The sequence below is a fragment of the Streptomyces sediminimaris genome (assembly GCF_047049295.1).
Lineage (GTDB): Bacteria > Actinomycetota > Actinomycetes > Streptomycetales > Streptomycetaceae > Streptomyces > Streptomyces sediminimaris.
In genome coordinates this window covers 238848-259890 of sequence record NZ_JBJWOT010000001.1, presented here as the reverse complement: position 1 = coordinate 259890, position 21043 = coordinate 238848, and the positions used below count along the sequence as shown (strand labels likewise).

Sequence of the window (21043 nt, the reverse complement as noted above, 5' to 3'; positions counted from 1 at the left end):
CTGTCCCCGCACCCAGAAGGAGTCGTCATGGCCGACAGCACCCTGTCCTCCCTGGCCCAGGAGATCCTGGACCTCGAGTCGGAGACCTTCGAGATCACCGACTACTCGGACGCCAGCGAGGTCATGCTCGGTTCGTCCACGAGCTGCTCCTCGACGAGCACCTGCTCCAGCACCACCAGCACCACCTCCTGCACCGCCTGACGTCCGCCGTCGGCCGGCGAGGCCCCCGGAGCGCGCGCTCCGGGGGCCTCGCCGCGGCGCGGGCCCGCGGGGCCCGGTCAGGGGAACGGATGCGGCACCCTGCGCAGCCGGTCCTCGGCGAGCGGTTCAGGGCTCAGCCCCGCGCGGTGCGGGGCGGTGCGCAGACGGGGCATGCGCAGGGCGCGCTGCCGCGACCAGCCGAAGTCGATCGGGAGCAGGCCGGGGGCGATCGTGGCGACCGTGCGCAGCCCCATCCGGCGCTGCTCGGGAGTGGTCTGGTCGACGGCGATGACATCGCATCCCGCGCCGGTGATCAGGTCGCGCAGGAACCGCAGGTCGTCCAGCAGGTCGTGGGTGCGTGGCCGGCTGTCCTGCCACTCGGAGAACAGCTCGGCCAGGGGTGCCCGGCGCGGGGGCTCCAGGTAGCCGCGGACATGTGCGCGCATGGCGGGCAGGCCGAACAGGGCCGCGTGGTCGGGCAGTCTCTTCACCAGGTCGAAGTCCGCGGCCATGGAGGCGAGTTCGGTGGGGCGTTCCGCGACCTGACGGGGCAGGTGCGGGATGTAGGTGAGGATCTCGGAGAGGGCGGACTCGACGGCGGCCTCCGGGTCGAAGGAGGCGCCGGCGGCGAACGCGAGGGTGCCGGGGCGGTCGTCGCGGCGCACGGCGAGACCCGTGACGACGGGCAGCGGCAGGTCCACGCGGTTGTCGAAGACGTGGACGTCGTAGCCCTGCAGGGCGGCGCGGGCCACCATGGCGCGCACCTCGTGGCCGCGCACCGTGGCGAGGTCGATCTCGGGCAGGGGCAGGTCGCCGTACCAGCCGAGCAGGAAGGCGTCGCGCTCGACGAGTTCGAGCAGGCCGAACAGGACGGCCTCCTCGGTACTGCCTCCGGTGGCGCAGCCGTTGGAGCACTCGAAGACGAAGTTGTCGGCGTGCGTGCCCGCGCTGTAGTAGACGAGCCGCGCCGGGACCAGCACGGGCCGTTCGTCGCGCAGCGACCAGCCGGTGACCCAGGGCAGCGGCCGTGCCGGGTCGAAGGGCTGGACCATGGGGTCCTCGGCGTAGGTGCGGGGAGCGTAGAGTCCGCAGGCGCGCGGGTCCAGGGCGCGGTCGCCGAGGTCGTCGAGCGACGCGGTGACGACCGGGGCGCGGTGGCGGCGATGGGTGCCGGCGTACCGCTCCAGGCCCTCCAGCCAGGCCAGGTTCCGGCTGCGGGCGAAGGAGTTGGCCTGGCCGCTCCAGGTGACGTCGGTCAGTCCCGCGTAGCCGCGCATGAAGACGCTGCCGGCGACCGGCGCGGTGGTGGGCGAGGTGACGTCGATCCAGGTGCCGCCGCCGAGCATGCCGCACACCGGGTTGGCGAGGCCCTTGACGGGCAGGGGATAGTCGGCCGGAGAGCGCGGCCGGTAGGTGTCCGGATCCGGTTTGGCACGGGAACGGAGCGGTGGCACGCGGGCCTCGGTGGCGGCCGCCCGCTCGGCCGCCTTGGTGAAGGGCCGGCAGTGCGGGCACATCGGCTCGGGCACCAGCGGGAAGGTGCGCACCCGGAGGGTGTCCAGGTCGAGTTCGGTGACCCGCGGCAGCGTGGCGTCGGCGCCGGCCGCGGTGTGCCGGGCGGCGCCGGAGTCGATGAGGCGGTGCAGCTGCCAGGCGGCGTCCACGGCGTGGTCGGGCAGGGCGGGCCAGCGGCCGGCGCCGGTGGTCTCGGTGCCGGTCTCCAGCGCCTCCCGCTCGCTGCGGGTGCGCAGCCGCTGGCGGCGCATGGCGAGGCAGGCGCCGCAGGCGGGTCCGGCGGCCGGGTCGCCGCCCCACGGGCCCAGCAGCACCGCCTGGGCGGTGAGATGGACCCTCGCGGTGTGCGCGCTCAGCGTCCGGGCGGGGCTCTCGCCGAGGACGTTGGTGTCGCCGATGCGGGAGACGGCCGGTGCGGGCAGCCCGGCCCGGGCGGCACGGATCGCGAGCCGGGCCTCGAACTCGGCGCGGGCGGACTCCAGGGGAGCCGGTGGCGTCGGGGCCGCAGCGGGGGCGGCGGGGGCGAGGGGCGTGGCGGTCACCGGTTGCTCCAGCGGAAGATCCGGACCGCGATCAGACAGAAGACCGCGGCGAAGACGGCGAGTCCCGCGCAGTCCACGGCGATGTCGCCGAGGTTCCCGCGCCCGCCCATGGCGTCGGTGACGCCGTCGTTGAGATAGTGCAGCGGCAGTACTTTGGCGACCGTGCGCAGCCAGCCCGGCATGAGGTCGTCGGGGAAGAACGAGCCGGACAGGAACGCCATCGGCACCATGAGGATGTTGGCGATGGCCGCGACCGCCTCCGGGGTGTCGGCGACGCTGCCGACCACCAGTCCGAGCGCGAGGAACGCGGTGACGCCGAGGACCAGCAGCGGAAGCACGGCCCACCAGGGGCCGTTGAGCCGCAGCCCGAAGAACGGCAGCAGTGCCACGGCGGTGAACAGCACCGTCTGCACGACGGCCACCGCGAGCGCCACCGTCCAGCGCGAGGCGATCACGGTGCGCAGCGGGGTCGGGGTGCGCCAGATCAGCCGGAGCAGGTCGTCGCGGCGCCACTGCATGAGGGCGAACCCGACCGAGAACACACAGGCGTTGCCCAGGCCCCAGGACAGCACGCCGGGGGCGATGTAGTTGATGGAGGACATGCCGCCCTCGACCCGCTGGCCCTGGAAGATGAGACCGAACAGGACGAGGAAGGCCAGCGGGAAGGCGAAGGTGAAGAACAGGGTCGTCTTGTCGCGCACGCTCGCGACGTAGGTGGCCCGGGTCAGTGCGGCGTACGCGCTCAACGGTGGTGCTCCGTTCCGTGTCCGGTCAGGGCGAGGTAGGCGTCCTCCAGGGTGGCGGTGCGCACGGTGACCGCGTCGATGTCGAGCAGGTCGCCGAGGCCGGTGAGCACCCGGTTCACGGAGGAGGTCTCGATGACGAGTTCGTCGCCGTCCACGGTGGCCCGGTCGACGCCGTTCAGGGCGAGCGCGGCCTCCGGGGTGAGCCGGTCGGCCGGCAGCGTCAGCCGGGCGGGCGCGGCGAGGGAGCGGATCAGGCTGCGCGGGGTGTCCAGGGCGGCCAGTCTGCCGCCGGAGATGATGGCGACCCGGTCGCACAGGGCCTCTGCCTCGTCCAGGTAGTGGGTGGTGCACACGATGGTGCGGCCCTCGGAGCGCAGCGAGCGCAGCAGAGTCCACAGTCCGCGCCGGGCCTCGGGGTCGAGGGCGGCCGTCGGCTCGTCCAGGAAGATCAGCTCGGGTTCGTTCAGGAGTGCGGTGGCGACGGCGAGCCGCTGGCGCTGGCCGCCGGAGAGATGGTCGACGCGCGCGTTCTCCTTGTCGGTGAGCCCGACGCGTTCCAGCGCTGTCCGGGCTGCGGCCGGGTCCATTCCGTAGAGCGCGGCCACGGTGCGCAGGTGCTCGCCCGCGGTGAGTCGGGCGAAGAACGCCGACGCCTGGGTCTGCACGCCGATCCGGGCCAGCAGCGCGGCATCGCGCGGCCAGGGACTGCGGCCGAGCAGGCTGACGGTGCCGGAGTCGGGGCGGCGCATGCCCTCCACGATCTCGACCAGGGTGGTCTTGCCGGCTCCGTTGGGGCCGAGGATGCCGAAGAACTCGCCCTTGCGGACCGAGAGTGTGACGCCGGCCAGCGCCGTCACCTCGCCGTACCGCTTGGTGATGTCCTCGAGGACGATGACCGTCTCGGCGCCGGTCCCGGTGTCAGGTCCGCTCATCTGGCCTTTCCTTCGGTGGTACGACGGGCCCCGGGCGCCGTCGGCGCGTGCGGTGCCCGGCTCCGGGGCGGAGTGCTCCGGAGAGGCGTCGGGGGGTGTGCCGGGCCCGCCGGGGGACGGGACCGGAGCGGGGGACGGGTCGGTCACGGTGCGGGTGGCCGCCGGTTTCGCCGCACCGGCCACCGCGTCGGTCACCGCGGCCGGCACCGCGTCGGCCGCGGTCCGCTGCGCCGCCCGGTGCTCCCGCACGGCGCGGCCGCGGATGCCGAGCGCCCACAGCAGCAGGACGGCGGCGAGCGCGGCGGGCGGCAGCGACCAGGCGAGGACGGCCCGGTCGTCCGGGAGGGCGGCGCGCAGCGCGGCGCCGGCCAGGGCGAGCAGCGCGGCGCCCTGCGCGAGGCCGAGCAGCGCGAAACCGCCGTAGACCAGGCGCAGGCGGGCCGGGTAGGCGCCGATGCCGGGGCCGCGCCGGAACAGGGCGCGGACCGCGAGGGCGCAGAACGCCCGGCTGCCCTGGGCGAGTTCGGTGACACCCAGGGCGTGTCCGAGGGCCTTGTAGCCGTCCAGGGGCGGCAGCGGCCACAGGTTGGCGACGCCGGCGAGCGTGCCGAGCAGCAGCAGCGCGCCGAGCGCGGGACGGGCCTGAGCGCTCTCGGGCAGCAGCGCCCAGACGGCGTAGAAGGGCACCAGGAACACGATGTTGGCGAAGGCGCCCGCGCAGGCGGTGGCGACCTTGCGGGCGCGGCTGCCCAGGAACTGCACGTCCTCGATCTCGCAGTAGAGGTAGGTGGCGCCGAGGATCCAGCGCAGTCCGATCTCCTTGACGTGGCCGCCCCAGGCGCGCGCGAAGAGGCCGTGGGCCAGCTCGTGCAGGGCGAGTGCGCACCACAGTACGCAGCCGACGGCGAGCAGCAGGGCCGGCTGCCGGGCGGTGTGCTCGGTCTGCCGCCACAGGGTGCCGGCCTGGACCGCGACGGCGACGAGCAGCGCGCCGGCGAGGAGGGTCAGCGCGGTCAGTGCGGCGGGCCGCCGGGCCGGCGCGGTGGCCCGGTGCAGGCGGTCCATCAGGGCGGGCGCGTCGGCGACCAGCCGGGTGCGGCCCGCGAGGATCCCGCTCGGCCGGTCGCCGGGCGCGGGAGGCACGGCGGCGGGTGCCGGTGCTCCGTCGAGCAGGCTGCGGCCGTGCAGCAGCCGCAGCATCTGCGCCCACTGCCGCTCGCCGAGCCGGGTGCCGAACTCGCCCGCGTACTCGGTGCCGATGTCGGCGAGGGTGCGGCTGCCGTCGAGCCGGCTGATGAGGAAGTGCTCCTTGGGGCCGACCTCCATACGCCGTCCGGTGCGCGGGTCCTTGATCAGGTGGATGCGTGCCGCGCCCCGCACCAGGCTGGGACCGAACACGACGTCGGGGCGGATGCGCGGCCGGGCGGCCAGGAAGGCGCCGGCGGTCACCGCGCCTCCTCCGCGGCCCCGGCGCGCAGGGCGCGGGCGAGGACGTAGGAGAGGAACGCCTCGTCGCGGATGGTCATGCTCAGCCGGTTGTTGGTCATGTGCAGGTACGGCGAGAGCAGCATCGGCAGGACCGCGGCCGGGTCGGTGAGGTGGATGTCGCGGGTGTCGTCCCAGGAGCGGAAGGTCAGTTCGCCGCGGCGGGCCAGGTCCTCGGCGCGGTCGCGGAGTTCGGCGCAGTGGCCGGCCCAGCCGCGCAGGAAGGCGGGCAGCCGCTCGTGTCCGCCGCCCGCCACGGCGTCGCGGATGTGACCGAAGCGCGCCGGGAGGGAGTCCCCCATGGCGGTGTAGGCGCGGTCGTAGCCGTGGTCGGCGGTGTAGTTGGTGCCGCCGAACGCCTTGTCCCAGAAGGCGTGGTAGCGGTCGAGGAAGGTCAGCAGGGGCTCCTCGGCGGGCAGGAAGGTGCCGGACATGACCATCATCAGCTGGGCGGAGAGGCCGAGGAGCACGGTGCGCAGGTGCAGGTTCATGCTGTGCGCGGCCTCGATGACGAGGTCGCTGGAGTGCTGGAAGTGCCATTCGGCGAGCGCCACCCCGGCCGGCCCGCCGTACTTGCCGTACTCGGGCTCGTAGGCCCGGTCCTCGAAGGTGTTGTTGGGGCGCAGCGCCATCCGGCCGTCCGGGCCGAGGAGTTCGGCACGCTGGTCCTCGCTGTACTCCAGGGTGAACAGGGTCTCGTACAGGTCGGCGAGGAAGCCGGCCCTGACCTCGTAGAGCGCGGGGCGCTCCCGCAGGAACGCGGTGAGCGCGGCGTGCGCGCGTTCGCGCACGGTGTCCGTGTCCGCGGCGCGGGCGGGCCTGAGGCGGAGGCGGACGTGCGGGCCCTCCAGCCAGTAGTTGATGAAGAAGTACCCGGCGAGCAGGCCTTCCCGGGTGAGGTCGTCGACCAGCGGCTTCACGCACTGCAGCAGCAGCGGGCGGGGGCTGGCGGCGTAGAAGACGTGGACGGCGAGCCACTCGCCCGGGGCGTCGTCGGCGAGGGCGGCGGGAAGAGCCGACCGCGAGGTGGTGGGTGGGGTCATCGGGGGGTGTCCTGTTCGGTCCGGCCGGCCGGGGCGGGCAGCAGCTCGACGGCGAGTTCGGCGACATGCCTGCCGCGCGGGGAGGCGACGTGCAGTTCGTCGTCGCCGGGCAGCATCTCCTCGAAGACGGTTCGGGCGCGCTTCCCGGCGAGGAGGGCTTCGAGGGCGGTGAGCGAGAGGGGGCTGTCGAAGTCGACGTACTGCGGCTTGGAGGCGCCGAACCAGCCGCCGGGCCCGCCCTCGCCGCTCTCCTCGTGGAGGGTGGCGAAGACCCGGGCGGGCAGTGCGTGCCGGGCGCGCCAGCGGTGCCAGGCCAGGAACCACTGCCCGTCCGAGGCGCCGGGGGAGCGCAGCGGGAGGCTGCCGTCGGCGGCCGACCAGGAGCGGCGCTGCAGGACCAGCCGGTGGTGGCGGACCCGGGGGCGGCGGGTGACGCCGCCGTCGTCGGGCCCGGCCGGGACGCCGCGCCACACGTCGAGCACGGAGCGGGCGGTCGGGGAGAACAGCAGCAGGGTGCGCGGGATCTCGGGCAGCACCATGGGGACCAGGTAGCCGAGGTACAGCGGTACGACCTCGCGGCCGAGACGGCGCGAGCGCAGGGTGAGCCGGTCGGTGCCGGCGTCGTGGACGGCGTAGAGGTCGTCGAGGTGCAGTCGGGCTTCCCCGGGTGCGGTGCTGTGCTCGCCGGGGCAGACGATCTCGTAGTCGGTCAGGCGGCCGTGCAGGTTGAGGTTGGTGGTGGCGGCACCGGCCGTGATCTCGGCGAACACCGCCCCCTCGGGCAGCAGTCCGCGCAGGCTCGTGCGCAGGGCGGTGGTCAGGTCGGGGGCGGGGCGGGTGCCGGTGCCGGCCGCGCCCCGGGCGGGCTCCGGGCGGTCGGCGGTGCCGGCCGTACCGCCGGTTTCGGCGCTCCCGAAGCAGTGCGTGAAGCGGGTGAAGGGGAAGCAGAGTCCGCCGAAGGAGTCGTTGAGGACGGCGAGCGGGCCGTCGGCGCGGCGGGCGAGCTGGAGGAAGTGGCTGTGCGGCTGGAAGGCGGGCGCGGCGGCGCCGAGTTCGGCGGCGACCTCGTTCACGGTGGCGTCGTCGAGGACCAACTCCTCCGCGTCGTCCGGCAGTTCGGCCCACGTGGTGCGCAGCCGGGCGGTGAGCGCGGCGCGGGCGCGGTCGACGGCCGTGATCTCCGGCAGGCCGAGCCAGTTCTCCTCGGGCGCGTGACTGCCGTCCGGCAGGAAGTCGTCCTTGCCCGCGGTGAACTGCAGGTACTGGCGGAAGATGTCCTCGTGGAAGTCGTGCACCAGCCGCAGCAGGTCCTCGCAGCGCCCGCCGCGCCCGTGGCGGGCGAGGAAGAAGCCCTTGAGGGTGAGCCGCTGGGGCAGGGCCACGTCGAAGGCGGGCAGGGCGCGTCCGAGGGAGGCGAGCGGCGCGGCGATCGCGGTCCACTCGGCCAGGTCCGCGCCGGTGGTGCCGGCGGACACGTCCTCGTAGAGCAGGGTCTGCGGCAGTGTGGGCCGTGCGGCACCCAGGTCGCTCTGTACGGCGAGCAGTTCCTCGCGCAGAGAGGTCAGCAGGGAGCGGCGGGTGGCGATGTCCGCCTCCGGGTAACGGGCGAGCGTGTCGGCGGGCTTGCCGAGGCGGTCGGCGAGGGCGTCGGCCCAGGGCCGCTCGAGGGCGCGCAGCGAGCGCTGGAAGGCGTGCAGCGGGTCGCCGTCGTGGACGCTGCCGGCGAGGCCGGGCAGTTGGAGGATGCCCAGGTCGCGCAGGGCGGTGAGGTAGTGCCCGGCCTCCTCGTCCCCGGCTTCGGTGGTCTCGGCGAGCCAGCGGGCGAGGTCTCCGTGGCGCAGGGCGCCGCCGTGGTCGCGCAGCAGGGTGAGCATGCCGTCGAGGACACCCTGACGGCGCAGGAAGAACAGGCGGTCCTGCGCGGCGTCGAAACTCACCGGTGCGCTGTCGTCGCCCGCGGTGACCGCGCGCCGGACGTAGCGGATCCGGTCCTCGTCGAGCTTCCAGCCCGAGGCCAGGGCGACGGGCAGGTCGGCGCGGCGCCGCGGGTCGGCGGCGACGAGTTCGGCGAGGCGGGTGAGGACGACGACGTTGAGGCGGACGTGGCCGGTCCAGTCGTCGCCGACCCGTGTGTCGTGCGGTACGCCGTTCTCCGGCGGGTGCTCCTCGCACGTGAACTCGCCCAGTGCGACGCCGGTGAGGGTGCTGAAGGGACTGGTCTTGCAGGCGGTCCGGTAGACGTAGGACAGCAGCGAGCGTTCCATCTTGCGGGCCCGCTTGCCGGGGGCGGGGGTGGTGTCGGCGGCGAAGGCGTCGAGCCGCTCCTCCAGGGTGGGCGAGGCGAGCAGCAGACCCCGGCGCAGGCGGTCGTCCCGGGCCAGGTCGCGCAGGGCGGCACGGGTGCGGGCGAGGCCGCCGGCGAGGACGCCGTCACCGGCGCGGCACAGTTCCTCCCAGCGCACGCGCGCGTCGAGCCAGGCGGCGAGGTCGGCGCCGGCGGTGCCGCCGACGGCGGCCGCGAGAGCGCGGGCGGCGTCGAGGTCGCCGGGCAGGCGGTTGTTGAACACCTGGCGGCGCAGCGCGAGCAGCCGGCGGCGCAGCGTCCGGTCCTCGGCGCCGCCGACGGCTTTTGCGAGCGGGTCGCTCAGCCGGGCGGCGAGGCCGGTCAGGCGGTCCTGTTCGGCGGCGGTGCGGGCGGCCCAGGCGGTGGCCTCCGGCGCGCGCAGGGCGTGCACGGTGTCGACGGGCAGTCCGGCGACCCGCAGCATGAAGCGGCGGTGCAGGACGGCGGGTTCGCCCGCGGTGGCCGGGGCCTCCTGGGCGGTGGTGGCGGTCGGGCTCACGCCCTCCCCCCTTTCGGGTCGGTGGTCCGCCGGGGTTCCGCTCGCCGCGGCTCCCGGTGGTCGGCGGGCGGGGTCACGGCGCGACGATGTCGAAGCGGTACTCGGCCGGGTGCGGCCGCTCGTCGCCGATCATCATGATCAGCAGCGGGAACTCGCCGCGTTCGGCCAGTCCCAGCTCCTCCTCGAAGGAGACGCTGTCGAAGCCGAGGGCGACACCGCAGCAGGTGCCGACGGCGCTCGCGGCGGTGTAGACGGCCTGCGCGGTGGCGCCGACGGCCGCGTTGACCAGGCGGTAACCGCGGTCGCCGACCCGGTCCAGCACCGCGTGGGTGCGCACGGTGGGCACCAGGACGGCGGCGGCCTGTTCCACGTTGTAGTTGGCGAGGAAGTAGTTCTGCTGGAGGAAGCCGCCGAAGTCGCCGGCCTTCAACAGCACCAGGCCGCCGGCGTCCCGGTCGTACTCGTAGAGCCCGGCGGGTACGTCGCGCACGTGGTTGACGAAGACGCACAGCCGGGTGAGGGGCGGGCCGCCCGGCGTCTCGGCGTCGCTGCCGAGGCTGCCGGCGGCGACGGCGGCGGCGAGCGTGGCGGCGAGCCGCGCCGGATCGAGCGGGCTGACGGCCGTGAACCGGCCGAAGCTGCTGCGGCGTCGGCGCAGCGCTCGGCGCACCGGCGTGTCCAGCGCTGCCGGCGCGGGCAGCGGGAGGCGGGCACCGGGGCCGGCCGGGGCGGCGAGTGCCGGGTCGAGGGCGCCCGGGGCGGGCCGGTCGGCGGCCTTCTCCAGGGTGGCGGCGTGGATGCGGCGCAGGGTCTCGAAGGACAGCACCCGGCGGGACTTCTCGTCCGCCACCCGGCGCACGCGGGCACGGGGCGCGGGCGGTGCGGGCCGGGCCGGCTCGGCGGGGGCGGTGCGGGCCGGGGCCGTCGTGCCGGGTGCCTGGGGCGTCTCCGATGCCTCGGGTCCCTCTGCTCCCTCGGGCGCCGGGGGTGCCTCGCCGGCCGCCGGGCCGGGAGCGGTGGCCTGCCAGCGCAGTGGTACGACCGCGAACACGCCGTCCTGTTCCGCATCGAGGCCGAGCAGGCGGCCGAGCCGGGGCTCGTCGAACCACAGGGCGGTGGCGAGGGCGAGTGAATGGGCGCGGGCCCACATGCGCCAGGTCTGCAGGAGGGCGCCGACATCCATGGTGACCGCGTGGTAGCAGAAGCTGTTGTACTTGAAGGAGTTCTGCCAGAACGTCACCCCGAGGACCAGGAACTGATCGGTGCGGGCGGCTTCCCCGAGGTCGCCGAGAGCTGCCCGCACCTCGCCGGTGACGTCGCCGGACAGCAGCCGGGTCAGGCTGTGGCGCGGGGTGTCGTAGTAGTAGACACCCGGGTTGAGGGGGCCGCTCGCACCGCTGATCCAGTGCACGCCGACCGGGTAGAGGCCGCCGCCCGAGGCCGTTCCGCGTGAGTAGTTGGCGTGCGCGTGGAAGGGCAGCGAGCCCAGGTCGGTGTTGGCCTGCACGGCGAGGCGGCGCCCGGTGAGGCCGTAGGAGTCGCGGAGCATCGCGCCGAGCAGGGGCAGGGTGAAGGCGCCGGTGCCGGGCGGCCCGAACAGCCCGCGGCCCGTGGTGGCGCTCCGCGCGCAGCCGCCGTCGGGCAGCGGGAAGGACGGGGCGCCGGGGAAGTGCTTGCCCTTGCGGGGGCGGTCGGCCCAGTCCGGCACGAAGCCGGCCGGCTCCATCGGGATTCGGCCCCGCCGCATCACCGCGGTCGCGTACTCATGGGCGTATCCCATGGTCACTCCCTGTCTGTCGTTCGTCTGTGGTGGTCTTCGGCCGTCCGGCGCGCGGGCCGCACGGTGGAGGTCTGGGGTGAAAGGTGCGTGTGGTGTGCGACGGGGTCAGGGGAAGGGGTGGGGGGCGGGATTGAGGTCGTCCGGGCCGAGGTCGTCCGGGCGCAGGCCCGCCTCGCGCAGCGCGGTGCGCGTGCGGGGCATGCCGGTGCCGCGCTGGCGGTGCCGCCCGAAGTCGATCGGGAGCAGCCCGGGGACCAGCACCTTGACCGTGTGCAGGCCCACATCGCGCTGTTCGGGCGCCGTCTGGTCGACGACCACCACGTCGAAGCCGCGTGCGGTGACGGCCGCGAGGCACGCTCGCACGTCGTCGTGCAGGTCGGCGGAGGGACGCGGGTCCGCGGCCAGCGCCGACAGCGGCACCCGGTCGGCGTCGTCGCGGCCGCGCAGCAGGAAGTCGGTGTACCGGCCCATCTCCGGCAGCCCGTACAGCAGCGGATGGTCGTGCAGGACGCGCACCTCGTCGAAGTCGGCCGCCATGCGGCGCAGCCGGTGCTCCTCGCGGGCGGTGCGGCGGCGCAGGTTGACGCTGTCGGTGGCGATCTCGCACAGGCCGCCGGCCAGGGCGGCCTCGGGATCGAGGGAGGCGCCCGCGCCGAAGCAGAGCAGTCCCGGCCCGCCGTCGAGGCGTTCGGCGACGGCGGTGACCACCGGCACCGGGAAGGTGACACGGGTGTCGAAGAACCGTGCCCGGTAGCCGTACAGCGCCAGCCGGTCGACCATCGCGCGGCTCGCGGCGCTGGTGCTGCTCGCCGGGTCGATCTCGGGCAGCCGGGCCCGCCCGAACCAGGCCAGCAGGAAGGCGTCGCGCTCGATGGCCTCCATCAGCCCGTGGTAGACGGCCTCGGTCGGCGAGCCGCCGGAGGCGCAGCCGTTGGAGCTCTCCTGCACGAAGCGGCGCCGGATGCCGCCCGGCGCGTGGTAGTAGGCCACCACCTCCGGTACCAGGACGGGCCGTTCGTCGCGCAGCGACCAGCCCCACACCCACTCCACCGGCCGGTCCGGGCGGAAGCGGGGCACCTCCGGTTCGGCCGCGTGGAAGGCCTCGGAGTACAGCCCGGTCACCCGCGGGTCGACCGCGGTGTCGCCGAGTTCGTCGAGGGCGGCGGTGACGACGGTCCGCTTGGCGCGGGCGCGCATGCCGGCGTACCGCTCCAGCCCCTCCAGCACGCCCACACGGGCGCTGGTGCCGTAGGCGCCGGTGTGGCCGCCCCAGTAGCAGTCGCGCAGATAGCCGCCGGATCGGGTGGTGAAGGCCCCGATCACCGAGGAGGTGGAGGCGGAGGCCAGGTCGGGGGCGACGGACGGTCCGAGCATCCCGGTGACCGGGTTGACGAACGCCTCCAGCGGTAGCTCGTAGTCGTCGGGCGCCCTCAGCCGGAAGGCGTCCCGGGCGTGCTTCGGGGTGGCCCGCAGGGTGACCCGGGCGTCCTCGGCGGTGTCGTCGCGTCGCGGCCCGCAGGCGGGGCACTCGCCGTCCGGCACCAGCGGCAGCCGGGAGGCGCGCAGTGTCTCCAGGTCCAGCAGCCAGACCCATGGGCGGTGGGCGGGGCCGGGCCGCCGGGCCGCCGCGGCGACGAGATGGGCCAGGGCGTCCGCGACGAACGCGGCCCGCCAGGGCGGGGTCCCGGTGGCCCGGCATTCCCCGCCCTCCTCCAGGGCGTCCCGCAGGAACCCGGCGCGTACCGCCTGCCAGCGGCGGGCGAGGCACTGCGGGCAGCCCCGGGTGCCCTCGGCCGTCACCGGACCGACCACGGCGTGGTGCCCGTAGAGGCCGACCGGCACCGCGCCCGGGGGGAACCCGGCGGCGCCGGCGGTGAGTTCGTCGCGTACGCCGAGCGCGCCGACCACGCTGGGCGGGGTGGCGGGGTGTGTGCCCGCGCGCGCGGCCAGGGCGTCGGTGAGCGCGTGGCAGAGCTCCGCCCAGGGGCCGGCCGGCGCGGTGGTGGGGCGGCTCGGTGCCGGGGGGCGCGCTGCCGTCGCGGTCTCAGCGGGCACGGTGCTGCCCGCCGGTGGGCAGGGTGAGCAGGACCTTGGCCACGTGAATGCGGCCGGTGGCCAGGTCGGGGGCGGCGACCGGCAGCGCGAAGGCGTCGCGGTCCGCGGTGGCGAGGCGGTCCAGGACGGTGGCCCAGGTGGTGGCGGTGTCCGGCAGGGGCAGGAGGCCGTCCGCGACCAGGGTGGTGGCGTCGAGGTCGGCCCACAGCGGGTCGCCGGTGTCGACCTCGCCGCCGGCGCGGCGCAGTTGCTCGGCGCCGAGGAGGTCGCGCAGCGCCTCCACAGCGGCCTCGCGCGGGCGCAGTGCGCTGCCCGCCGCCCAGCGGGTCACTCCGGTGGCCCGGTCGGTGAAACGGGCGAGGACGACCGGCAGCGTGCTGCCGCCGGCGGCGGTCAGGTCCAGCAACTCGGCTGCCGCTCCCAGGTGTTCGGCCGAGCGGAGCAGGAAGAGCAGTTCCGGGTCGCCGGTGAGGGAGTCCGCGTCGACGGTCCGGGCGGGGGCGCTGCGGCGGACGGCGCTGTGCAGCGCGTCGTGGGTGAGGGCCGAGCGCAGGGCGCGGGCGAGCGCGGCGCGCGGGCTGCCGGCGGCGCCCGTGCCGGCCGCGGTGGGCTCGAAGAGGTGGAGGTCGTTCCAGGGGCCGAGGAGGCGCGTGGCGCCCGTGGGAACGAGCACGGTGCGGCCGTCGAGCAGCGAGACGGCCTCGCTCCAGTGGGCGACGCGGTCGGCGCCACCGCCGAGGCCGCTGCTCACGGCGAGGTCGGCGGGGGCGATGCGCGGCCACTTCGCGTCGGCCGCCTCCGGCCCGGCGGCGTCGGTCACGCGGGGCGGGACGACGTGTTCGGCGTAGACCTCGGCGGCCCGGAACAGGGCGGAGAGGCGGGCCCCGGCGACGTGGTGGATGTCGACGGCGCTGACGTGCCGTTCCCGGCCGGGACCGGTGGCCAGGCGGACGGTGCCGGCCTTGAGCGGGGTCTGCTCCCAGTCGTCGTCGGCGTAGGCGGTGAACACGCCGGCCGCCTCGTGGACGAGGACGTCGCGGGCCTGCAGCGCGGCGAGGGCGTCCTTGGCCGCCGCTTCGTCGGCGGCGCCGTCGCCGGGCGGTGCGGCGGGCGCGTCGTCGGTGTGCGGCTCGCGCAGCAGGTCGCCGGGCGACACGGCGTCGCCGGGGAGTACGGCGCTCGCGTCATCGCCGGCCGCGGAGGTCTTCGGGGCGCAGAACGGGCAGCGCGGGTGCGCCAGCAGCGGCTCGGTGAGCACGTCGAGGGAGTCCAGGTCCTGAACGACGACCTGGCCGCGGGTCTCGGCGGGCAGGGCCTCGGTGACGAGGCGGAAGACCTCGAAGGCGAGGAGGTTGCCGAGCATGCCGGCGAGCGGTCCGGTGAGCTCGGTGGCGGGCGCGCCGAGCGGTGCGGCGGGGCTGAAGGAGGCCCAGAAGGCGGCGCTGTCGGCGGCATCGGGGCCCGCGCCGAGGCGCAGGACGGCGCAGCACCAGCAGCCCGGGGCGTCCCCGGTCATCACCGGGCCGACGACGGCGCGGTGGCCGAAGGTCCAGGCACCCAGCAGGCGGCGGCCGGGCGGGACGCCCTCGCTGAGCAGCCGCAGCATCTGACGGTGCCCGGCGGGCCCGGGGGTGACCAGGACCGTGTCCCAGCCGTCGAGTTCCTCCCAGCCGTAGCTGCCGGGGGCGTGTGTGCCCACCCCCGGCTCACGCATGGCGGGGGTGGCGGGGACGGGCGGCGGCAGGCGGACGAGGCCGGGGGCGCAGCCCGCGTCGGTGAGTTCGGCGGCCTCGGCGTCGAGGTCCTCGGTGCCTTCCACGCCGTGCAGTTCGCGGCGCAACGCGCCGGGCCCGCCCGCCTCCTGCACGGCGATGTCCGCGCAGCCGTTGCGCAGCAGCCCCAGCGCGGCCCAGCGGGCGAGGGCGCCGTCACCGAGGACGGCGACCCGGGTGGCGCGGAAGCGCAGGAACCGCTCGGTCGCGCCGTCGGCGTAGTGGTCGAGGTAGGCGAGTTGGTGGGCGAAACGGTCCGCGACCGGTGGCGGAAGCACGTCCGCCGAGGGTCTGGGCGCCGCGTCGCGGGCGAAGCCACGCGCGTAGAGCGCGCGCACGAGTTTGACCACCATGTCGCGCTGCTTGTCCCCCAGGCCGGCGCACAGCTCCTCCACACGGCGTTCGCCGTCGAGGTGCGGCACGATCAGGGAGGCGAAGCGGTACGCGGACTGGGTGACGATGTTGAACCCGCCGTGGGCGTTGTGGAAGAGCACACCGGACGGCGTACGGGTGAACAGCACGTCCCTGCGGATGCGCGGTCGCGACTGAGCGATCTCGTCGAAGGACGAGGGCGTCCGGGTCGTGGGTGTCGCGGGGGTCTGGGTCATGGGTGTTCGGAACCTTCCCTTGGGGGAGCGGCGCGGTGGTCAGCCGGCGGGCGGCGGGGGGAAGTCCGTCTGGAGACGGGAGGCGGCGGGCGGGTCGCCGGTCGGCGCGTGGGCACGTGCCGCCTGGGTGAACAGGCGCAGCAGGTCGTGGACGCGGTAGCGGCCGGTGGGGCCTTCCTGGAGCAGTCCCGCCTCGACGAGCGAGCGCAGGACGTGGGCGCCGGGGGTGGTGGCCGTGGCCGGATCGCGGGCCGTGGAGCCGGGCGGCGGTGAGGCCCGGCCGAGTCCGGGGGCCGCGGCCGCGCGGCCCGGGGGCAGCGCCTGGGGTCCGTCCGCCGCGTTGTCCGGCAACTCGCCGCGCAGTACGGCCAGATGGAGGTCGCGCAGTGCCGGGCCGGGCTCGACGCCCAGCTCGGCGGAGAGGTGGGCGTGGATCCTGCCGTACTCCTCCAGGGCCTCCGCACGCCGGCCGGACCGGTAGAGCGCCTCCATGAGCAGCGCGGAGAGCCTTTCGTGGCCCGGGTGGTCCTGCACGGCCAGGCGGGCCTCGGCGATCATCTCGCGGTGCCGTCCGAGGCGCAGTTCCCCGTCGAAGACCTGCTCGACGGCGAGCAGTCGTTCCTCGGCGAGGCGCGGGACGAGGTCGCGGTGCAGGGCGTCGGACCGGACGTTGCCGAGGAGGGGTTCCTGCCACAGCCGCAGCGCCTCCCGGGCGAGCCCGAGCGTGGCCTCCGGGTCGTCGCAGGCCCAGGCCCGGGCGAGCAGTTCGCGGAAGTGGAGCAGGTCGAGGGCGTCGGCGTCGGCGTGCAGCCGGTAGCCGCCGGGCACCGCCTCGATCGCGTGGTCGGCGATGCCGTACTTGGCGAAGAGCCGCCGTAATCGCAGGACGCAGGTGTGCAGGGCGGACTTGCCGCCGGCCGGTGGCCTGTTGCCCCACGCGACGCGTTGCAGGAAGCCGGTGGAGACGACGGCGCCGGGGTGCAGCAGCAGCGCGGCCAGCAGGGTGGCGGGGCGGGAGGGCTGGAGCACCACGGTCTCGTGGCCGTCGGTGATGGCCAGCAGGCCGAGGACGAGGAACCGGGGCCGCCCGGACTCCGTTTTGGGAGGTATTCGTCCGGGAAGCGCACTCTTAACAAAAGGTGAATTGGTCTGATCCACAGGTCTCTTTCATCGCACGAAAGGGTGGTGCAAGAGCGGACTTGTCTCGCGGTTGCGCACCACGCCGGATTTCGACCGTGATCAGCGCCCCGCCGGGACGGTAACCTAGATGGCTGATACTGCTGCCGTCCAGTGCCCGGCGTGGCAACAGCAAGCAAGTTTCGGGCCGAACTTTTCCGCCGAGTGCTCGGCATTGGCGTCCCGCCTGCGGGGGCGTATCCTGCCACGCGAAGCGCGGACCACGCTTCACCGAACGACACTTCAGGGGGACACACATATGCCGTGGTGGGGACTCATTCCGGTCGTCTCGATGATCACCGGACCTGCCACTCTCTATCTCCTCTCGCGGCGCAAGCGGCGAGAGAGCGACGGCCGGGACCGCTACGACGAACTGTCCCAGAAGTACACCGAGTTGCTGGAGCAGTCCACGGCCGGGGAGTTGCCCAACGGGCGGGGGCGGTATCCGGAGGACCGGTGAACCGGTGAACCGGACGCGAAACAGAAATTTACTCACCTTCTCATAGCGGGAGCTTTCTTCACGCTTATCGCGGCCACGGTCCGGGCGGACTTCATGCTCTATGCGAAGGTTGCAGACGAAAAAGGAAAGCGGCTTCGCGGCGGGCGCACTTGTGCATTCCGCGGCAGGCCCGGCCGTGAACTCGTGATCCGATCGTGTGAATGCGTGCTGGTTGCGTGCCGGTGGGTCGCGACCGATACGACGATTTCACCGTCGGCGAGATATCGGGAACCTGCCGTTGTCGGCCGCCGCGCTGTGCGGGAAGTCTGCGGGTCCGTCCCGGAAGGGTTCGTCCGCGCGCGGCCGGCACCAACGGCCCGGTGGCCCCGGTGCGCAATTCTCAGCCCGGTGACCCCGCTGAGCCGGAGCCGGTGATGCGATCGGCCCTGGCCGCGTCGGCGAGGGCGGCGGCCGCGGCTTCCGCGGCCTGGGCCGTGTCACTGGCCGCTTCGGCGGACGTGCCCTGTGCGGGCTTCTCGCGGGTGGCCGGCGACTGGGGCAGTGCCTCGGTGAAGGCGCGGGAGACCCCCTGGAGCGCTGAGGTGACCTCGCTGGGAATCACCCAGAAGGTACTGCCCGGGCCCTGCGCCAGTTGAGGCAGCGTCTGCAGGTACTGCCAGGCCAGCAGTTTGGGGTCGGGGTCGTTGCGATGCACCGCCTGGAACACCTCGTCGATGGCTCGCGACTGGCCCTCGGCCTGGAGGATGGCGGCGGTGCGGTTGCCCTCGGCGCGCAGCACCGCCGCCTGCTTGTCGCCCTCGGCGGTGAGGATCTGTGACTGGCGCTGCCCCTCGGCGGTCAGGATCGCGGCCCGCTTGTCCCGCTCGGCCCGCATCTGCTTCTGCATCGCGTCCTTGATGCTCTGCGGAGGATCGATGGCCTTGATCTCCACGCGGTTGACCCTCAGCCCCCACTTGCCGGTGGCCTCGTCGAGCACACCGCGGAGCTGGCTGTTGATGGTGTCCCGCGAGGTGAGGGTCTTCTCCAGGTCCATGGACCCCACGACGTTGCGCAGGGTCGTGACGGTGAGCTGCTCCACCGCCTGAAGGAAACTGGCGATCTCGTAGAAGGCCGCTCGCGGGTCGGTGACCTGGAAATACAGGACGGTGTCGATCTCGACGACCAGGTTGTCCTCGGTGATGACCGGCTGCGGCTTGAAGGAGACGACCTGCTCCCGCAGGTCGATCAGGGGGTGGACGCGGTCGATGTACGGGATGACGAGGTTGAGCCCGGGACTGAGGGTCCGGTGGTAGCGGCCCAGCCGCTCGACGTTGCGAGCGCGGGCCTGGGGGACGATACGGACCGCCCGCACGATGGTGAAGACCACGAACAGTGCGAGGATCAGGCCGGCAATCAAGAACGCCGTGTTCTCCATGGCTTCAGTCCCGGGGGTAGACGAACGCGGTGGCGCCGCTGATCTTTATGACGTCGACGGTCTTTCCGGCGGGGATCACCAGCGTCTCGTCGTAGGCGCGGGCGGTCCATTCCTCGCCGTCGATACGGACCCTGCCCCCCTGCCCGGTCACCTCGGAGGTGACGTGGGCGGCCTTGCCGACCAGCGCGTCCACGCCGAATCGCGTCGTCTGGGGCTGGAGGACGTGGCGCAGTGCGATGGGACGCACGAACAGCACGGTGACCGTGGCGACGGCGGCGAACACCAGGAACTGGAAGGGCAGCGGCAGCCCGACAGCGGCGGACGCCGCCGTGACCATCGCCGCCGCACTCAGCATGGCGAGCGCGGCGGTCAGCGTGAGCATCTCCGCGACAGCCAGCACGGCCGCGACGACCAACCAGATCAGCCACAGATCCATGGCGTGCCTCTTCTGACCAGTACGGGAACGCGGGAGCGGCGCGGCCCGGGGCGTCCCGAGCGACCACCGCGCATCCTTTACCCCCAGTTTACCCACGGGGAGAAGATCCCTACTCCCTCCGCGACGCGCTTCTCAGCGCTTTGCACACCTGGCACGGGGCAGATCGTCCCGCGGGAGCCGGTGCCGCGGACGTACCCGGTGCGTAACCCCCGCGCGCGTGCGTGCAGTCGTCTGCCGTAGCCGGTGCCCGGTCGCGGCGCGCTCCGGCGGCCTCGCCTCCCAGGTGGGAGCGGTCCTTGAGGCCGGCCGCGCGCTCACCGCGGGTGCCGGGTGGCCGGCCGCCCCGTCCGACGGCCGCTGTATCAGTGCGACCGGCGGCGGCTCCTTCCCGTTGGCGGCCGACAAGCCGCCGCGCGCTCAGGGCCGGTACAGGCGGATCCCGTGCCGGCCGCGCGTCTCGTCTCCGGGGGAATCCGTGACCACTGACCCGATCGTCCAGGATCTGCCGTTCCTGTCCCAGGCGAATGCCCTGGGACAAGGATTCGACGTCTACGGCGCGTATGGCGCCGAAAGCCTGCTGCGGCCGATCTTCGACCTGGACGACACGCCCACCGGCGTCTTCACCTTCCTGGGCAGGGACTACCAGATCCCGGCCATCGTCCGCGGCGTGCAGGACACCTCGTCGACGTACAACAGCGGCACCTTCACCTCGCGCGAGGGCTTCCAGAACAAGGTGGCCGTGTTCGCCGGCGTCGAGGGCAAGTACGGCGAGTTCAGCGGGGAACTCAAGGCGGCGTTCGCCACCGACTACGCACGCAGCAGCGAGTACTACTACTCGTTCAAGAACTTCTACACCCGGCTCGGCCACCTCCAGCTCAACCCGGACACCACGTTCCTGACCGCGGACTTCAAGGAGGCGGTCGGCAAGCTGCCGGACGCCGTGACGCCGCAGAACCTGCCCGTCTTCGCCGACTTCTTCGCCCGGTTCGGCGGCTACTACACCAGCCAGGTCTCGCTCGGCGCCTCGCTGGAGTTCTACAACGGCGTCAGCAAGTCCACCACCGACACCGTCACCCAGATCAGCGCGATGCTGGAGGTGCAGTACACCGCCCTGTTCAGCAGCGGCAGCATCTCGGCCGGCATCCTGGCCAGCAAGGAGTGGAAGACCTACGCCGAAAACTCCACCCTGTCGGTCGCGACCACGGGCGGCGACGCCATCGGTGCCGCGCACCTGCAGTCCATCGACGCCCGCAACCCCAGCGCCAAGACGGTGGACGCCTTCAACGGCTGGCTGGAGACGATCAGCGACAACCCGGCCGTATCGGAGTACAAGCTCAGCGGCATCTGGAACGTCTGCGGCGAGAAGAAGGCGGTGGTGCAGCAGGCATGGGTGCTGTTCGGCAGGACCATGCACCCGCGGATCACCATCGAGGCGACCAGCCCGGCCGCCCAGGCGCCGACGATCACGCTCGGCTACCAGGTGAAGCCGTCCACGCCGCCGGACACCCTGTCCGGCTGGCAGATCGCCCTCCTGGACCGACGGGACGTGAGCACGCCGTCGAAGGTCGTGTTCGACCGCTACTACACCTTCGACAAGAACTGGGTGTCCTCCTTCCAGAAGGTCTACCGCACCATGGCCCGCGACATCCGCGAGTCCGGGTACGCCGACGAGAACCACGTCCTCGTGGCGTGCGCCTTCGGCCTGAACTTCAACTGCTCGCCGGACAGCGACTTCTACGGCCTGCTGCGCTCGGCGGGCGGCGGCGAGATGCTGCAGCGCTGGGTGCAGAACGCCACCCCGGGCAGCAGCAACGCCGACAACGCCGGCTACGCGCTCATCGGCGTGTTCGACGAGGGCGCCGACAGCGGACTGGAGGCGTTCAGCTCCGCCTGGGAGCGGACGGCCCGGCTCGACCTGGACGCCTACTTCTACCGGCTGGCCTACGACGCCCCGTACACCTTCGGGCCGGCGCCCCTGCCCACCGAGGCGTCCGCCGGTGACCCGCCGGCCCCGGACACGCCGACCGGGGCCTGA

The 21043-nt window shown here is 73.9% G+C and carries 14 protein-coding genes; 3 read left to right on the top strand and 11 right to left on the bottom strand.

Features of this window, described 5'->3' with window-relative positions; translation table 11 throughout:
• Positions 1-27 precede the first annotated feature (27 nt).
• Entirely contained in the window at positions 28-201 is a 174-nt protein-coding gene (locus ACJ9NR_RS01165) for a thiazolylpeptide-type bacteriocin (RefSeq protein ID WP_217784406.1), read from the top strand.
• A gap of 77 nt (positions 202-278) precedes the next feature.
• Here ACJ9NR_RS01165 and ACJ9NR_RS01160 read toward each other — a convergent pair whose 3' ends face one another.
• From ACJ9NR_RS01160 to ACJ9NR_RS01120, 9 genes are all read right to left on the bottom strand, one after another.
• Positions 279-2258 (bottom strand): TOMM precursor leader peptide-binding protein, encoded by a 1980-nt coding sequence (locus tag ACJ9NR_RS01160; RefSeq protein WP_412490278.1) that lies wholly within the window; start codon positions 2256-2258, stop codon positions 279-281.
• Complete coding sequence (locus ACJ9NR_RS01155; protein ID WP_412490279.1) at positions 2255-3004, bottom strand: ABC transporter permease; 750 nt, start codon at positions 3002-3004, stop codon at positions 2255-2257. Before ACJ9NR_RS01155 ends, ACJ9NR_RS01160 begins: the two co-directional genes overlap by 4 nt.
• Complete coding sequence (locus ACJ9NR_RS01150; protein ID WP_412490542.1) at positions 3001-3936, bottom strand: ABC transporter ATP-binding protein; 936 nt, start codon at positions 3934-3936, stop codon at positions 3001-3003. The genes ACJ9NR_RS01155 and ACJ9NR_RS01150 overlap by 4 nt, the downstream gene beginning before the upstream one ends.
• 1445 nt (positions 3937-5381) lie before the next feature.
• A complete protein-coding gene (locus ACJ9NR_RS01145; protein WP_412490280.1) occupies positions 5382-6464 on the bottom strand; it encodes a lantibiotic dehydratase C-terminal domain-containing protein in 1083 nt (360 codons plus the stop codon).
• A complete protein-coding gene (locus ACJ9NR_RS01140; RefSeq protein ID WP_412490281.1) occupies positions 6461-9307 on the bottom strand; it encodes a lantibiotic dehydratase in 2847 nt (948 codons plus the stop codon). The genes ACJ9NR_RS01145 and ACJ9NR_RS01140 overlap by 4 nt, the downstream gene beginning before the upstream one ends.
• A 73-nt stretch (positions 9308-9380) precedes the next feature.
• Positions 9381-11087 carry a SagB family peptide dehydrogenase gene (locus ACJ9NR_RS01135; RefSeq protein WP_412490282.1) on the bottom strand — a complete coding sequence of 569 codons (1707 nt, stop codon included), beginning with the start codon at positions 11085-11087 and terminating at the stop codon, positions 9381-9383.
• A 105-nt stretch (positions 11088-11192) separates the two neighbouring features.
• A complete protein-coding gene (locus ACJ9NR_RS01130; protein WP_412490283.1) occupies positions 11193-13142 on the bottom strand; it encodes a TOMM precursor leader peptide-binding protein in 1950 nt (649 codons plus the stop codon).
• Complete coding sequence (locus ACJ9NR_RS01125; RefSeq protein WP_412490284.1) at positions 13132-15522, bottom strand: TOMM precursor leader peptide-binding protein; 2391 nt, start codon at positions 15520-15522, stop codon at positions 13132-13134. The genes ACJ9NR_RS01130 and ACJ9NR_RS01125 overlap by 11 nt, the downstream gene beginning before the upstream one ends.
• A gap of 39 nt (positions 15523-15561) precedes the next feature.
• Positions 15562-16680, bottom strand: a complete 1119-nt coding sequence (locus ACJ9NR_RS01120; protein ID WP_412490285.1) for an AfsR/SARP family transcriptional regulator — start codon at positions 16678-16680, stop codon at positions 15562-15564.
• Between the two features lie 310 nt (positions 16681-16990).
• Here ACJ9NR_RS01120 and ACJ9NR_RS01115 point away from each other — a divergent pair, with 310 nt between their 5' ends.
• Positions 16991-17158 carry a hypothetical protein gene (locus tag ACJ9NR_RS01115; RefSeq protein WP_412490286.1) on the top strand — a complete coding sequence of 56 codons (168 nt, stop codon included), beginning with the start codon at positions 16991-16993 and terminating at the stop codon, positions 17156-17158.
• Between the two features lie 379 nt (positions 17159-17537).
• Here ACJ9NR_RS01115 and ACJ9NR_RS01110 read toward each other — a convergent pair whose 3' ends face one another.
• Positions 17538-18572, bottom strand: a complete 1035-nt coding sequence (locus ACJ9NR_RS01110) for an SPFH domain-containing protein (protein ID WP_412490287.1) — start codon at positions 18570-18572, stop codon at positions 17538-17540.
• A gap of 4 nt (positions 18573-18576) precedes the next feature.
• Positions 18577-19008: an NfeD family protein gene (locus ACJ9NR_RS01105; RefSeq protein ID WP_412490289.1), complete on the bottom strand. Its 432-nt coding sequence runs from the start codon at positions 19006-19008 to the stop codon at positions 18577-18579.
• Positions 19009-19483: 475 nt separating this feature from the next.
• Here ACJ9NR_RS01105 and ACJ9NR_RS01100 point away from each other — a divergent pair, with 475 nt between their 5' ends.
• The gene (locus tag ACJ9NR_RS01100; RefSeq protein ID WP_412490290.1) at positions 19484-21043 is read left to right on the top strand and encodes an MAC/perforin domain-containing protein; all 1560 of its coding nucleotides are present in this window, start codon (positions 19484-19486) and stop codon (positions 21041-21043) included.

What these genes read in the sequence shown, in the direction of transcription:
- ACJ9NR_RS01115 (WP_412490286.1), top strand. Translation starts at nt 16,991, where the DNA reads ATGATCACCGGACCTGCCACTCTCTATCTCCTCTCGCGGCGCAAGCGG.
- ACJ9NR_RS01125 (WP_412490284.1), bottom strand. Translation starts at nt 15,522, where the DNA reads ATGACCCAGACCCCCGCGACACCCACGACCCGGACGCCCTCGTCCTTC.
- ACJ9NR_RS01135 (WP_412490282.1), bottom strand. Translation starts at nt 11,087, where the DNA reads ATGGGATACGCCCATGAGTACGCGACCGCGGTGATGCGGCGGGGCCGA.
- ACJ9NR_RS01145 (WP_412490280.1), bottom strand. Translation starts at nt 6,464, where the DNA reads ATGACCCCACCCACCACCTCGCGGTCGGCTCTTCCCGCCGCCCTCGCC.
- ACJ9NR_RS01165 (WP_217784406.1), top strand. Translation starts at nt 28, where the DNA reads ATGGCCGACAGCACCCTGTCCTCCCTGGCCCAGGAGATCCTGGACCTC.
- ACJ9NR_RS01110 (WP_412490287.1), bottom strand. Translation starts at nt 18,572, where the DNA reads ATGGAGAACACGGCGTTCTTGATTGCCGGCCTGATCCTCGCACTGTTC.
- ACJ9NR_RS01150 (WP_412490542.1), bottom strand. Translation starts at nt 3,936, where the DNA reads ATGAGCGGACCTGACACCGGGACCGGCGCCGAGACGGTCATCGTCCTC.
- ACJ9NR_RS01105 (WP_412490289.1), bottom strand. Translation starts at nt 19,008, where the DNA reads ATGGATCTGTGGCTGATCTGGTTGGTCGTCGCGGCCGTGCTGGCTGTC.